At 44.0% G+C, this 14,351-nt stretch carries 13 protein-coding genes and 1 tRNA gene; all 14 read left to right on the top strand.

All coding sequences use genetic code 11. The features are described 5' to 3' along the window. Positions 1 to 15: 15 nt before the first annotated feature. Positions 16 to 91: transfer RNA gene (locus tag BW947_RS07415), tRNA-Gly, on the top strand. A 534-nt stretch (positions 92 to 625) separates the two neighbouring features. Continuing rightward, positions 626 to 1,081, top strand: a complete 456-nt coding sequence (locus BW947_RS07410) for a hypothetical protein (RefSeq protein ID WP_076498033.1) — start codon at positions 626 to 628, stop codon at positions 1,079 to 1,081. Positions 1,082 to 1,345: 264 nt separating this feature from the next. Further along, on the top strand, positions 1,346 to 2,830 hold the full coding sequence (locus BW947_RS07405) for a bifunctional ADP-dependent NAD(P)H-hydrate dehydratase/NAD(P)H-hydrate epimerase (RefSeq protein WP_076498031.1): 1,485 nt from the start codon (positions 1,346 to 1,348) through the stop codon (positions 2,828 to 2,830). Positions 2,831 to 2,925: 95 nt separating this feature from the next. After that, positions 2,926 to 3,384: a tRNA (adenosine(37)-N6)-threonylcarbamoyltransferase complex ATPase subunit type 1 TsaE gene (gene tsaE, locus BW947_RS07400; protein WP_076498056.1), complete on the top strand. Its 459-nt coding sequence runs from the start codon at positions 2,926 to 2,928 to the stop codon at positions 3,382 to 3,384. 8 nt (positions 3,385 to 3,392) lie between these two features. Next, entirely contained in the window at positions 3,393 to 4,850 is a 1,458-nt protein-coding gene (locus tag BW947_RS07395) for an N-acetylmuramoyl-L-alanine amidase (RefSeq protein WP_076498030.1), read from the top strand. A gap of 13 nt (positions 4,851 to 4,863) precedes the next feature. Further along, complete coding sequence (mutL, locus tag BW947_RS07390) at positions 4,864 to 6,777, top strand: DNA mismatch repair endonuclease MutL (RefSeq protein ID WP_076498028.1); 1,914 nt, start codon at positions 4,864 to 4,866, stop codon at positions 6,775 to 6,777. Beyond that, positions 6,770 to 7,696: a tRNA (adenosine(37)-N6)-dimethylallyltransferase MiaA gene (gene miaA, locus BW947_RS07385; RefSeq protein WP_076498027.1), complete on the top strand. Its 927-nt coding sequence runs from the start codon at positions 6,770 to 6,772 to the stop codon at positions 7,694 to 7,696. The genes mutL and miaA overlap by 8 nt, the downstream gene beginning before the upstream one ends. A 92-nt stretch (positions 7,697 to 7,788) precedes the next feature. After that, positions 7,789 to 8,061 carry an RNA chaperone Hfq gene (gene hfq / locus BW947_RS07380; protein ID WP_076498025.1) on the top strand — a complete coding sequence of 91 codons (273 nt, stop codon included), beginning with the start codon at positions 7,789 to 7,791 and terminating at the stop codon, positions 8,059 to 8,061. A gap of 23 nt (positions 8,062 to 8,084) precedes the next feature. After that, positions 8,085 to 9,392 carry a ribosome rescue GTPase HflX gene (gene hflX, locus BW947_RS07375; RefSeq protein WP_076498023.1) on the top strand — a complete coding sequence of 436 codons (1,308 nt, stop codon included), beginning with the start codon at positions 8,085 to 8,087 and terminating at the stop codon, positions 9,390 to 9,392. A 36-nt stretch (positions 9,393 to 9,428) separates the two neighbouring features. Then, positions 9,429 to 10,571: an FtsH protease activity modulator HflK gene (gene hflK / locus BW947_RS07370; protein WP_076498021.1), complete on the top strand. Its 1,143-nt coding sequence runs from the start codon at positions 9,429 to 9,431 to the stop codon at positions 10,569 to 10,571. A gap of 3 nt (positions 10,572 to 10,574) precedes the next feature. Next, complete coding sequence (hflC, locus tag BW947_RS07365; protein ID WP_076498019.1) at positions 10,575 to 11,468, top strand: protease modulator HflC; 894 nt, start codon at positions 10,575 to 10,577, stop codon at positions 11,466 to 11,468. Between the two features lie 372 nt (positions 11,469 to 11,840). Then, complete coding sequence (gene petA, locus BW947_RS07360; protein ID WP_076498017.1) at positions 11,841 to 12,431, top strand: ubiquinol-cytochrome c reductase iron-sulfur subunit; 591 nt, start codon at positions 11,841 to 11,843, stop codon at positions 12,429 to 12,431. Then, positions 12,431 to 13,645 carry a cytochrome b gene (locus BW947_RS07355; protein WP_076498015.1) on the top strand — a complete coding sequence of 405 codons (1,215 nt, stop codon included), beginning with the start codon at positions 12,431 to 12,433 and terminating at the stop codon, positions 13,643 to 13,645. The genes petA and BW947_RS07355 overlap by 1 nt, the downstream gene beginning before the upstream one ends. Further along, positions 13,645 to 14,343, top strand: a complete 699-nt coding sequence (locus BW947_RS07350) for a cytochrome c1 (RefSeq protein WP_076498013.1) — start codon at positions 13,645 to 13,647, stop codon at positions 14,341 to 14,343. Before BW947_RS07355 ends, BW947_RS07350 begins: the two co-directional genes overlap by 1 nt. Positions 14,344 to 14,351: the final 8 nt, after the last annotated feature.

Here is a 14,351-nt window from a genome sequence, read left to right as displayed (position 1 = left end):
ATTAATACAGATTCTGCGACATTAGCTCAGTTGGTAGAGCGATACCTTGCCAAGGTATAGGTCATCGGTTCGAACCCGATATGTCGCTCCAAATTCCTAAATCTTCCATTATCAAATTATTCAATGAGCATTGGTTCAGTTGTGATTTTTCTCTGTTTCCTCAATGCTTTAAATCTTCATTAGTTTGACTGCTAGTCTCGAGATATTTTCCTCATGCTTAAGTAGCGAGTCTGAAAATAGGTTCCAATCGTAGTTGATTAACATTGTTTCGCTATATTTCTGATTTCATTCCTTCAATTAGCTTATCTACACTTGTTTTGATTAACGATTATCTGCTGTAAATCCTATATTTAAGATTTGCTATGTACAACTAAAGACCTATACCAGTCCTTTATGGTTAAGTGCCTTGAGATCTCTTTTGGCTTTTCTCTCTTCTTAAAAACAGGCTGATATCATTTCACAGCGTGATCTATTGCGTGTTTATTTAACTTTCTCTAAATTAGATCGCCTTGCGAAAGCTAAATTATGACCTTGTTCAAATATTCGTAACGCTTTTACTTACATAATGAACTTAGACATAAAATTTATAGCGCCAAGTAGTTGGCCTGACAATGGAGTGCATTATATGCGTATTCAACAATTACGTGATTTACTCGAATATGTGGCAAAGTGCCGCTTAGATATGGCGCAACTCTATGGCCGACTTAATAATCAAGCTGATTCGGCTCGAGTTAAGATGATGTTGGACTATTTTGAGTCTCATCAAAAAACGATGGCTGAGAAACTGCGTGATTATATGGAAGAAGCGCCACATCGTATTCTTGACACTTGGTATAAAGACTTCACTTTTGAAGATTTTACCAAGCGTTGCCAAGACACTATGTTACCTGCAAACATGAATGAAGACGATGTGCTCAACTTACACTTAGACCTAGAAAATCGTCTGATTGGTTTGTTAGAAAAAACAGTTAACTCAACCACAGCCGAAGATGCGCGTAATGCGTTAGCCAACTTAATTCGAGTAGAGAAAACTCAGCAACAACGTTTGGTCCACAGCACGATTCGGATGGACGATATCTAAAACTAACACCTTTTCCCAAAAGCCAGCCCAGTGCTGGCTTTTGTGTTTATGTCATCCGCCTATCTGCGACTTTTACGCTATTTTTGCTTAGTTTGGCTGGTTTTCTACGCCCGATCTGATTTACGTCATCATTTCCCATCCTAATTTTTGCTACTTTCTTGATCTATTAGCTGATTTTTATTGGCTTTGCTCAGTTTTGCCAAGACGCCTATGTTGAGGTAACTCATTATGGAATGAAGTCATTGGCGTCCAAGGAGATCCTTCATGGCACAAGATCTATCGCAATTCCCCAAGGCTTTATATACCCGAGCGCAAGTTCGCGAAGCTGAACTGAGTGCTGTGTCGCAGGGATCATTAAGCCTCTATGAATTGGTCGAGTGTGCTGGCGCAGCAGCTTTTGCGTGTTTAACAAAACATAACTCCACAGCCTTACCTGTGTTAATCCTAGCTGGTAGCGGTAACAATGGTGCCGATGCTTTAGTGTGCGCGAGGTTGGCGAGGGAGAGTGGTATTGCAGTTTCTGTGATGATGGCTTCATCTGCACGTACTGCTGAGTGTCAGCAAGCGTTGGCCCATTACCTTGCCGGCGGTGGGGAATTACTGCCCTTCGATGTTATGCGAATTTTTACGGCAAAAATCATCGTCGACGGTTTACTTGGCACCGGTGTACGTGATGCAGTGGGCGATGATATGGCTCAGTATATTAACGCCATCAATGAGGGCGCAGCGTGGGTCTTGAGCCTTGATTTACCCTCTGGAGTGATTGCTGATACAGGTGCCATAGCAGGTGTGGCAGTAATGGCAGATGTCACTTTGTGCTTTGGTGGTTTGAAGCAAGGTTTATTAACCGGCAAGGCACGGCATTACAGTGGTGAACTTGAATTTACTGATTTGGGCTTAACAGCTTTCTTCGCAAAAGGCAGTGCGCAGCGGGTAGGAATAGAGACGCTTAAGGATTATTTTGCCGCCAGAGCCCGTGATAGTCATAAAGGCCAATCGGGTAAGGTCACCGTTATTGGCGGTGATATAGGCATGGCTGGTGCAGTTAGGTTAGCGAGTGAGGCTTGTTTGCGAGCAGGAGCTGGGCTGGTTACGGTGATCAGCCGAGCTGAACATCAGCTAACTGTGAATGTCTCCCGTCCTGAACTCATGTTTTGGGGCTGCGATTTAGTCGATATGGAAGTGTATCTACGCCTTGGCTGGGCTCAGGTCATCGTGCTTGGGCCTGGTTTAGGTAAACATGACTGGGGCTATAACTTATTTAAAGCCGCAGGATTAAGCGATAAACCCTGTGTTTTGGATGCCGATGCCTTAAATCTATTGAGTCATGAGCCTCGTCAGCAAACTAATTGGGTATTAACGCCCCATTCTGGCGAGGCAGCACGTTTGCTCGGTTGTTCCGTTATTGAAATTGAACAAGACCGATTTGCAGCCGTGCGGGCTATGCAACAAAAGTACGGTGGCGTAGTACTACTAAAAGGTGCTGGAACGGTTATTTTTGATGGTAAACAAATGGTAGTGGCGCCAGTGGGTAATCCTGGACTTGCTAGTGGTGGGTGTGGCGATGTGTTATCTGGTATTATAGGCGCGCTAATGGCTCAAGGAATGGATAATATGCAGGCGACAGTAGTGGGTGTTGTTGTGCATGGCTGCGCCGCGGATCTGGCGGCAGCAAAAGGAGAACGTGGTATGTTAGCGAGTGATTTGATGCCTTTTATTCGCCAATTAGTGAATAGTGATTTACTCTAGGCGCTATGTGAGACTCAAGCAGGGCTAGACTTTGTCCTATTCCTTCATAAGATTGAGTCGCTTCTTCCTCAATAACAGCAGTGATATAAGTGGATATGACAGAGTTAACTTTTTTCTTAGACAACGAAGACGACACCATTGCCGTAGGGCAAAAACTAGCCCGCCATGTCCAAGCGCCTTTGACTCTGTATCTTACAGGTGATTTAGGGGCTGGTAAAACGACGCTAAGCCGAGGTTTAATTCAAGGGCTGGGTCATAAAGGCGCCGTGAAAAGCCCAACTTACACTTTAGTTGAACCATATGAGTTAGAGGGGGTCGAAGTTTATCATTTTGATTTGTACCGTTTAAATGATCCAGAAGAACTTGAGTTTATGGGTATCCGTGATTATTTCACCGACAACAGCCTGTGTATTGTTGAATGGCCTGATAAAGGTGAGGGTTTACTGCCAGATGCGGATATCCACATACATTTAAGCTATCAAAATAGTGGTCGTGAAATACACATTAAGGCCTTATCAGAGCCGGGTAAAAAGTTATTAGCAGCGATAAAATAAAAATAACAATGATAAAAAATAACGTTTATTTTCAGATTACTATACTTTTCTTATGTTCCTTTTTCTCTGTGGTTGCTTATGCCGCCAATAAGTTAGAAGGCGTACGTATTTGGGCTGCACCTGAGTCAACTCGAATCGTGTTTGATTTAAGCGAAGTACCAAATTACAGTTATTTTACCTTGGATAGGCCTAACCGTTTAGTGGTGGATTTAAAAAAATCAACGGCGAAAGTGGCACTTAATAAGTTAGAAAATAACAGTAAATTAGTTAAAGGAGTGCGGATTAGCCAGTCACCCACTAAGGGAGATTTACGGCTAGTTATCGATCTGGTTAAACCCCTCAATGCCAGCTTATTTTCTTTGCCAGTGACTGCGCCTTATGGCAATCGTTTAGTGGTCGATTTAGAAGATAAAACGTTAACAACAGCTACCGCAGTGGTGACATCTACACCGATTAAAACTGTCACCCAGTCAGCGCAATCATCTCGAGATATCGTTATTGCGATTGATGCAGGGCATGGTGGGGACGATCCGGGTTCTATTGGCCCTTCTGGTGTGTATGAAAAAAAGGTTGCCTTGGAGATATCAAAGCGCGTAGCAAGCAAAATTAATGATACGCCAGGGATGCGTGCTGTCATGATCCGCACGGGCGATTATTTTGTGAATTTGAATAAACGCTCAGAGCTAGCCCGCAACAGTAAAGCCGATTTGCTTGTGTCAATTCATGCCGATGCGTTTACTTCGCCTAATCCTCGTGGTGCCTCGGTATGGGTATTATCTATGCGACGAGCAAACAGTGAAATTGGTCGTTGGTTAGAACAAAAAGAGAAACATTCAGAATTACTCGGTGGTGCGGGAGATATTATCCAAAATACGGATAATGAACAGTATTTAGCGATGACCTTGCTCGATATGTCGATGAATAGCTCTATGGCGATAGGTCATTCTGTTGCTGGTGATATTTTAAAAGACTTAGGCCGAGTCACTGAGCTTCACAAGAGCCGACCGGAGTCAGCCAGTTTAGCTGTTTTAAAGTCACCAGATATCCCCTCTATTTTGGTCGAAACGGGCTTTATTTCGAATCCAAAAGAAGAACGTTTACTGTCGAGTAGTCGTCATCAAGAAAGTATTGCTAATGCGATTTATAAAGGTGTGAGTCGTTACTATCACAGTAACCCGCCAGCCGATACCTTACTTGCACAAAGAGGTGGCGCCAACTCCAATAATGCTAAACCTGCAAAAGCACCCGTCAAAACATCAACTGACATAGCATCAACAGGCAGAGCACCTAAAGCTTATGTGGATGATACAGTATCAACCAAAGTTAAGCATAAAGTCCGCCGCGGGGAATCCTTATCTGCAATAGCACAGCGTTATCGTGTGTCTATGTCGAGCATTAAACAAGTAAATGGCATGAAATCCGATGTGGTGCAATTAGGGCAAACGCTGGTTATCCCCCAGAGTTAAATAGGAAAGCATGATGGGCATTCAAATTCTACCACCGCAATTAGCGAACCAAATTGCGGCGGGGGAAGTGGTTGAGAGACCCGCTTCAGTAGTCAAAGAATTGGTCGAGAATAGCCTCGATGCAGGTGCGAGCCGAGTTGATATTGAAATCGACAAAGGCGGCAGCAAGCTGATTAAAATTCGTGATAATGGCTCTGGTATCACAAAAGACGAACTTGCGCTGGCCTTGTCGCGTCATGCAACATCAAAGTTGCACACCTTAGATGATCTTGAAGCAATTCTTAGTTTTGGTTTTCGCGGTGAAGCGTTAGCCAGCATAAGCTCAGTCTCACGTTTGACCTTAACCTCTCGCACTGCGGAACAAACTGAGGCGTGGCAAGCATACGCCGAAGGTATCGACATGGCCGTTAAGGTGATGCCAGCGGCGCATCCCGTTGGTTCAACAATTGAAGTCGTGGATTTATTCTTTAATACTCCGGCTCGTCGGCGTTTTTTAAAGAGTGATAAAACGGAATTTACCCATATTGACGAATGGTTAAAGCGCATCGCATTGGTCCGTGGTGATATCCATTTCACGTTAACGCATAACGGCAAAATGGTGCGCAACTATCGTCCTGCAGTGAATGAAGCCCAGTATTTACAGCGTTTGACACAAGTATGTGGTCGGCCATTTGCCGAGCAAGCGCTAAAAATTGAATGCCAACACGATGATTTACGTCTTAGCGGCTATTTGCAATCTCCTTGGTCGAATAACGTTAGCGATACCCATTATTTTTATGTCAATGGTCGGCTTATCCGCGATCGTCTGGTCAATCATGCAGTACGTCAGGCATTTGCGCAAAAAGCACAACTTGAGCAGCCGGGTTATGTGTTGATGTTGGACATCGACCCCTATCAAGTGGACGTTAACGTGCATCCTGCTAAACATGAGGTGAGATTTCACCAAGCACGTTATGTACATGATTATATTCTGCAAGCATTACAATCGGCACTAGAAGAAGCGGGGGAACTCAACGTCAAACATCCAAGCTCTTTGGATGAGGTTGAAGATGTGTTTGTGGATACTCCTAAAAGTTGCTCTGAAGTATCTGTCCCGTTTGCACTTGGCGCTGATTCAGCTCAAGTTAATGTGCAAGCTGATACACTTCAGTCTGCTCAACCTCCTGTTGTTGCAGCGGCGCAAGCAAAATCTGTCGTTGCTGGACGTGAGGGCACTGGTTTTGGTACTCAAACGAATGCCTTTGGTAGCATGGTAACGCCAAGAGATAGCCAGCGTGGTAGTTATTCTGCTGGGGAGTCACGACAACGGACCGAGTTACCATCAAAGGCGGAAATTGCCAGTTATGGCGCGTTACTGCAAACACCAGCGTATAGTGTTAAAGATCAAGTTATTCAGCCATCAGTACCTATGCCAGCAATATTAGATGGACAATATTGGGTGATGGCAACGGCAGATAATCTCTGTCTATTATCTATTAAATCAGTAGCATTAGTGACGCGAAACCAAGAGATTGAAGCTAAACTAGCGACCGGATTAATTGGCCAACCTTTACTGATGCCAGTATCTGTTGCCGCCGATGCAGATTGGCAGGCTGTACTTGATGAAAATGAGACCTTAATTCGGCAACTTGGATTAGAACTAACAATTCGTTATCAGCAGTTGATTATTAAAAAAGTGCCCCCATATCTCAGAGAGAGTCAGTTGGCAAAAGTCATCCCTGAATGGTTACAATCGTTACGTTTTGAAGCACCTGCGCCGAGTGCGTTGGCCATTTGGCTAGCAACACATAGTTTAACAGGGTTTGTTTCGGCAGTAGATACATGGGCCTTATTTTCGCAGTTAGCAGAAGAAAAAAGGCAGCTAATTATCGATAAAGCAATTTCATTACCTTGGCAATCGTGGCTAAAAGAGCAAGTCAGTGAATAAAGAATTACACCCTAAAGTATTATTTTTGATGGGGCTAACGGCCTCTGGCAAGACAGCTTTAGCATTAGAATTAGCCGAGAAGCATAACTGTGAAATTATTTCGGTTGATTCAGCACTAATTTACCGTGGTATGGATATTGGCAGTGCCAAACCCTCAGCTGAGGAATTAGCTCGAGGGCCACACAGATTAATTGATATTCGTGATCCCAGTGAAAGCTATTCGGCAGCCGATTTTAGAACCGATGCGATAGCCGAAATAGAAAAAATCATCAACATGGGAAAAACACCTGTATTAGTTGGTGGAACCATGATGTATTTTAAAGCATTACTTGAAGGTTTATCACCTTTACCCAGTGCGGATGAGGCCATTAGAATCGAGATTCAAGCTGAGGCCGATGCAAAAGGTTGGGAAGCGCTGCATGACCAATTAAGGGCTGTAGATCCCGTGTCGGCAGAAAGAATTCATCCTAATGATCCACAAAGACTTTCCAGAGCGCTGGAAGTCTATAGAATAAGCGGTAAGAGCATGACCGAGTTGACGCAAACTAAGTCTGCTCCTTTGCCTTATGATGTAGTGCAATTTGCGATTGCACCACGTGAGCGTAAAACGCTGCATGACTTAATTGCGCAACGTTTTACGATTATGCTCGCACAAGGTTTTATTGAGGAAGTTACTCAGCTTAAAGCCCGAGGAAACTTACATTTAGATTTGCCATCAATGCGTTGTGTAGGCTATCGACAATGCTGGCAATACCTAGAGGGTGAGTTTGACTATGATACTATGGTCGAAAAAGCGGTTGCTGCTACTAGGCAATTAGCCAAGCGTCAATTAACATGGTTGCGCAGTTGGCCAGAGTTGAATTGGCTTGAAAGTGGTGCTGAGGGGAATTTAGTTACACTTATGCGTCAATGCCGCTAGCTTATTAGCCCTTGCTGTATAATACTAAAACTAAACAAAAAACTATCACTTATATCGGTTTATTTTATATAAATTAAAAAGGAAATAATAAAATGGCTAAGGGGCAATCTTTACAAGACCCATTTTTGAACGCATTGCGTCGTGAACGCGTTCCTGTATCAATTTACTTGGTAAATGGCATTAAACTCCAAGGACAAGTAGAGTCGTTTGATCAATTTGTCATTCTGTTGAAAAATACAGTGAGCCAAATGGTTTACAAGCACGCGATTTCTACTGTTGTGCCAGCACGCCCATTTAACGTTACTCCGCATCAAAATGCTCCTGGTGGTTATGGTGCACAAGATGATGCGCCTAGTGGCGAATAAGTTTTATCTGAGGAGTTTGCTTCTTGTTTGATCGTTATGAGGCTGGAGAAACAGCGGTTCTTGTCCATATTGACTTTTCCGATGAGGAACGCCGAGAAGATTTAACTGAGCTGCAGTTATTAGTTGAATCTGCTGGAGCTAGATCGGTTGGTGTTATTACAGGAAGTCGACGTTCGCCGGATCGTAAATTTTTTGTGGGTTCAGGTAAAGCTGAAGAGTTAGCTGCATTGGTCGCCGCGACTGAAGCCAATGTCGTGATTTTTAATCATGCATTGAGTCCGGCTCAAGAGCGTAATCTAGAAAGAGTATGTCAGTGTCGCGTGCTCGACCGTACGACGCTTATTCTAGATATTTTTGCCCAACGAGCACGGACCCACGAAGGTAAGTTGCAGGTGGAGCTAGCGCAATTGCGCCACATGTCGACTCGCCTTATTCGTGGTTGGACGCATTTAGAGCGGCAAAAAGGTGGCATCGGTTTACGTGGCCCAGGGGAAACTCAGCTCGAAACTGATAGACGTTTGCTCAGAGGTCGGATTAAGAATATCAACAAGCGTCTAGAACGAGTTGATAAACAACGTGAACAGAGTCGACGTGCACGTAAACGCAGTGATTTATCGACGGTTTCATTAGTTGGTTATACCAACGCCGGTAAATCAACACTGTTTAATGCTCTAACGTCATCAGATGTTTATGCCGCTGATCAGCTATTTGCTACACTCGACCCCACATTAAGAAAGTTAGATTTACCCGATGGTGCCGTTATTCTTGCGGATACTGTAGGGTTTATCCGTCATTTGCCTCATGATCTTGTAGCCGCATTTAAGGCAACCTTACAAGAGACAAAACAGGCTGAGTTATTACTGCACATTATCGATTGTGCAGATGAAAATATGACGGATAATTTTGACCAAGTTCAATCAGTATTGAAAGAAATCGGTGCCGATGAAGTCATGCAGCTCGTGGTATGTAACAAAATCGATCTACTCGAGGATGTGGCGCCAAGAATTGAATATGACGATATGGGTAAACCGATTCGAGTTTGGGTTTCAGCCCAGAAGCATTTGGGATTTGATTTACTCTTAAAAGCCATCACCGAATTAATTGGTGAGGTAATTCAAGAGCTCACACTTAAAATTCCGGCTACTGCTGGACATTATCTTGGCCAGTTTTATCGACTGGATGCGATACAGCAGAAGGAGTACGACTCACTGGGGAACTGTATTTTGTCTGTTCGTTTATCGGATGCCAATTGGCGCCGATTAACTAAACAGAGTCAGGGTGAGTTAGAAACCTTTATCTTCGATGAATCGATAGATGAAGTTACACGTTAATAATCTAATTTATTTCATCCACTTATGGAGTGCTAAATGGCTTGGAATGAGCCCGGTAACAAGGGTAATGATCCTTGGGGAAATAAAGGTGGTAACGACAAAGGGCCACCGGACCTCGATGAGGTTTTTCGTAATCTTTCAAAACGCTTTGGCGGCAAAGGAAATGGCTCATCAGGTCAATCTTTTAGCTCGTTTAGCTTAATCATCATTCTTGCTGTTGCTGTGGTTGTTTGGGGACTTTCGGGTTTTTATACAATTAAAGAAGCTGAGCGTGGTGTGGCACTGCGATTTGGTCAACATAACGGCGAAATTGGTCCTGGTCTTCACTGGAAAGCTACGTTCATAGACGAGATTTTTCCTGTTGATATTCAATCGGTTCGCTCTATTCCTGCGTCTGGCAGCATGCTGACATCCGATGAAAACGTCGTGAAAGTTGAGCTTGATGTTCAGTATCGTATTTTAGATGCTTACTCGTATCTATTTAGTGCCGTCGATGCGAACGCCAGTTTGCGTGAAGCGACAGACAGTGCACTGCGTTATGTTATTGGACATAACAAAATGGATGATATTCTGACTACAGGCCGTGATGCGATTCGTCGCGATACTTGGAAAGAACTCGAGCGCATTCTTGAACCGTATAAACTGGGCCTTGCCATTGTTGACGTTAACTTCTTGCCGGCACGTCCGCCTGAAGAAGTAAAAGACGCCTTCGATGATGCTATTTCAGCTCAAGAAGATGAGCAGCGTTTTATTCGTGAAGCTGAAGCCTATGCCCGTGAAATTGAACCTAAAGCTCGTGGTGAAGTTGAACGTATGGCACAGCAAGCAAGTGCGTATAAAGAACGTGAAGTGTTAGAGGCTCGCGGTAAAGTGGCTCGTTTTGAGCTGTTATTGCCAGAGTATCAAGCCGCACCTGACGTCACTCGTAAGCGTTTGTATCTTGATACAATGCAGCAAGTGATGACGGATACGAATAAGGTGCTGATTGATGCCAAGAATAATGGCAACTTAATGTATCTGCCGTTAGACAAGCTAATTCAGCAGAAGCCTGCGACAACTGAGCTGGAAGCTACGCCACAGCAAAATGTCAATTCTTCGTCTGTATCAACGACTCGCGCGAATGAGCCTTTGAGTGGACGTCCATCCCGCGATGATCGTACTCGCCAAGGGAGGGAGTAATCCATGGGTAGATTAAGCATTATTCTTATCGCCGTACTCTTAGGTATTGGTTTGTCATCTTTAATGGTGGTGAATGAAGGCGAGCGGGCTATCGTGGCGCGTTTCGGTGAAATACTCAAAGACAATGTTGACGGTAAGCAAGTTACTCGTGTCTATAGTCCTGGTCTGCACCTTAAGGTTCCAGTGATCGACAAAGTGAAGCTACTTGATGCGCGTATTCAAACACTTGATGGCGCAGCCGATCGTTTTGTAACTTCAGAGAAGAAAGACCTTATGGTCGATTCCTATGTGAAGTGGCGCATTGCAGATTTCGAGAAATATTACCTATCTACAAATGGTGGTATTAAAGCGAATGCGGAATCGCTATTGCAACGTAAGATAAACAACGACTTGCGCACTGAGTTTGGTCGTCGCACTATCAAAGAGATTGTCTCTGGTAAGCGTGATGAATTACAAAACGATGCGCTAGAAAATGCCTCAGAAAGCGCTAAAGACTTAGGTATTAAAGTTGTCGACGTACGTGTAAAGCAAATCAATTTACCGGCTAACGTTAGTAATAGTATTTACCAGCGTATGCGTGCCGAGCGTCAAGCTGTGGCGAAAGAGCATAGAGCTCAAGGTAAAGAGCAATCAGAGATCATCCGCGCAACGATTGACGCGAATGTGACCGTTAAAATTGCTGAAGCTGAGCGTAAAGCTCTCACCATTCGTGGTGAAGGTGATGCACTTGCGGCGAAGATTTATTCTGACGCTTACAGTAAAGATGCTGAGTTCTTCGGTTTCGTGCGTAGCTTAGAAGCCTATCGTGCGAGTTTCTCAGGTAAGTCCGATATCATGGTATTAGAGCCAGATAGCGAGTTCTTCAAATACATGAAGAGCACTGCACCTAAGAAGTAAGGCAGAAGATTGATTAATTAAATAGGCCCTGCATTGCAGGGCCTATTTTTTCATCTAGTAATTGTTAATCGATATCGAAAGTGTCAGCTCGCATTTATATTAGCAATGCATGCTTTATGCCTAATTGGCAGCTCAGATGTTTGAAATACACACTAAATGGATTAAAAAGGGTTAATGGTTGGGTGTTTTTTGAACTTTTTGTAAAAAACACGCAATCTCCCTAACTTACTTGAGTGTTTTCACTATGATCTGCTTCTAATTTTTAGCTATAATGAGCCCCGCTTCAAACTTCGATTTTTGACCCTAGTGATGAACTAAGGGCCGAAGGTCTTTGAAATATAAAAATTCCAACACCCTCTGGGAGATAAGTGGATGAGCAATGCGCCAGTCGATACCGGACGTCGCAGATTCCTGACAGCTGCAACCGCCGTAGTAGGTGGTGCTGGTGCCGTCGCTGTAGCGGTTCCTTTCATCAAGTCATGGAATCCGAGTGCCAAAGCAAAAGCTGCAGGTGCACCGGTCGAAGTAAATATCAGTAAAGTAGAGCCAGGTCAGTTGATTCGTGTTGAGTGGCGTGGAAAACCTGTATGGGTTGTCCGTCGCACAGATGCGGTAATCAATGAACTGCCAACACATGATGGTAAGTTAAGAGATCCTGCTTCTGTTGAAATGCAGCAGCCTGATTATGCAACTAATCCTTTGCGCTCAATTAAGCCAGAGTATTTTATTGCCGTCGGTATTTGTACCCACCTCGGATGTTCACCTACTTATTTGCCTGATTCATTCGGTGAGCAAGTTGAAGGTGTCACTTCTGGTTTCTTCTGTCCATGTCATGGCTCTAAGTTTGATATGGCTGGTCGCGTTTTCCAAGGCGTACCAGCTCCATTGAACCTAGTTATCCCTCCACATCAATACGTTGATGATGGCACCGTGATTATCGGTGTAGATAAAGGAGTGGCGTAATGGTTAAGAATTTAATTAATTGGATTGATGCACGTATTCCAATGACGGCGACTTATAACCGTCATGTGGGTCAGTATGCTACGCCAACTAACTTTAACTTTTGGTACTTTTTCGGTTCACTGGCGATGTTGGTATTGGTTAACCAATTACTGACGGGTATCTGGTTGACGATGAACTATGTACCAACAGCAGAAGGCGCCTTCGCTTCTGTTGAATACATCATGCGTGACGTTGAATACGGTTGGTTGCTGCGTTATATGCACTCAACGGGTGCTTCAGCGTTCTTCGTGGTGATTTATCTGCACATGTTCCGTGGTTTGATCTACGGTTCATATCAGAAGCCTAGAGAACTGTTGTGGCTGTTCGGTATGTTAATTTTCCTCGTGTTGATGGCTGAAGCCTTTATGGGTTACTTGCTGCCATGGGGACAAATGTCATATTGGGGCGCACAGGTTATTATTTCGCTGTTCGGCGCGATCCCATTTATTGGTGATGATTTAACACTGTGGATCCGTGGTGACTACGTGATTTCTGGCGCGACACTGAACCGATTCTTTGCATTGCACGTTATTGCACTGCCGTTAGTATTAGTGGTTCTTGTGTTCTTACATTTAATTGCGCTACACGAAGTGGGTTCAAACAACCCAGACGGTATCGAAATTAAGAAGAACAAAGATGAGAATGGTTGGCCAGTTGATGGTATTCCATTCCACCCATACTACACAGTAAAAGATATCATGGGCGTCGCAGGCTTCCTGATAGTGTTCTGCTATGTGTTGTTCTTCATTCCAGAAGGCGGTGGTTATTTCCTCGAGAAGCCAAACTTTGAAGCGGCTAACTCAATGAAGACACCTGAGCATATTGCGCCCGTTTGGTACTTCACACCTTTCTACGCCATCTTGCGTGCGATCCCAGACAAATTGGCTGGTGTTGTGATGATGGGACTATCGATTGCAGTACTGTTTGTATTGCCGTGGTTAGATCGTTGTAAAGTGAAGTCAGTTCGTTACCGTAGCACATTACATAAACTGAATATTGCCCAGTTTGCTGTTTCGTTTATCGTCTTAGGTTATTTAGGTGTCGTTCCTGCTACGCCAACGCTGACGATAGTGGCACAAGTGTTTACGTTCACTTACTTTGGTTTCTTTGTGGCGCTGTGGGTATACAGCAAGAATGAAAAAACTAAACCTGTTCCAGCGAGGTTGACACACTAATGAAAAAATTACTGATTGCATTAGTTACCTTGTTGCCGACACTGGCTCTGGCCGCGAGCGGACATAAAATACATTTAGAAGATGCCAATGTTGATTTGCACGATAAAGCTTCTTTAGAGCGCGGTGTGGACTTATTCCAACATTATTGTTCTGGTTGCCATAGCACTCAGTATCAACGTTATGAACGCGTTGCTACTGATATCGGTATTTCTGCTGATGATATGCGTAATAAGTATATGTTCACCGATGCTAAAATTGGTGAGCTGATGCAAAACGCGATCCCACACAAAGATGCTGCTAAATGGTTTGGCGCTACACCACCAGACTTAACCTTAGTGGCACGCGTACGTGGTGAGGATTGGGTTTATTCATATCTGAAAGGCTTCTATAAAGACCCTAGTCGCCCATTTGGTGTGAATAACACAGTATTCCCATCAGTTGGAATGCCCCACGTGCTTGAAGAGTTACAGGGTACGCCTGTTAAACAAGCCGATGGTTCTATTGTTGTGACTGGCGGTAAATTGAATGCGGAAGAATACGACCAAGCGGTACGTGATATCACTGGCTTCTTAGTCTATTCTGCTGAACCTGTCCAACTAGAGCGTAAAGCCATGGGTTGGTGGGTACTCGGATTCCTGTTTATATTCTTTATTGTGGCCTACCTCTTGAAGAAAGAGTATTGGAAAGATGTACACTAGGCACCAAT

The sequence above is a fragment of the Shewanella morhuae genome (assembly GCF_900156405.1).
Lineage (GTDB): Bacteria > Pseudomonadota > Gammaproteobacteria > Enterobacterales > Shewanellaceae > Shewanella > Shewanella morhuae.
The sequence above is the reverse complement of the archived record's forward strand: the minus strand, read 5'-3'. Positions and strand labels throughout refer to the sequence as shown.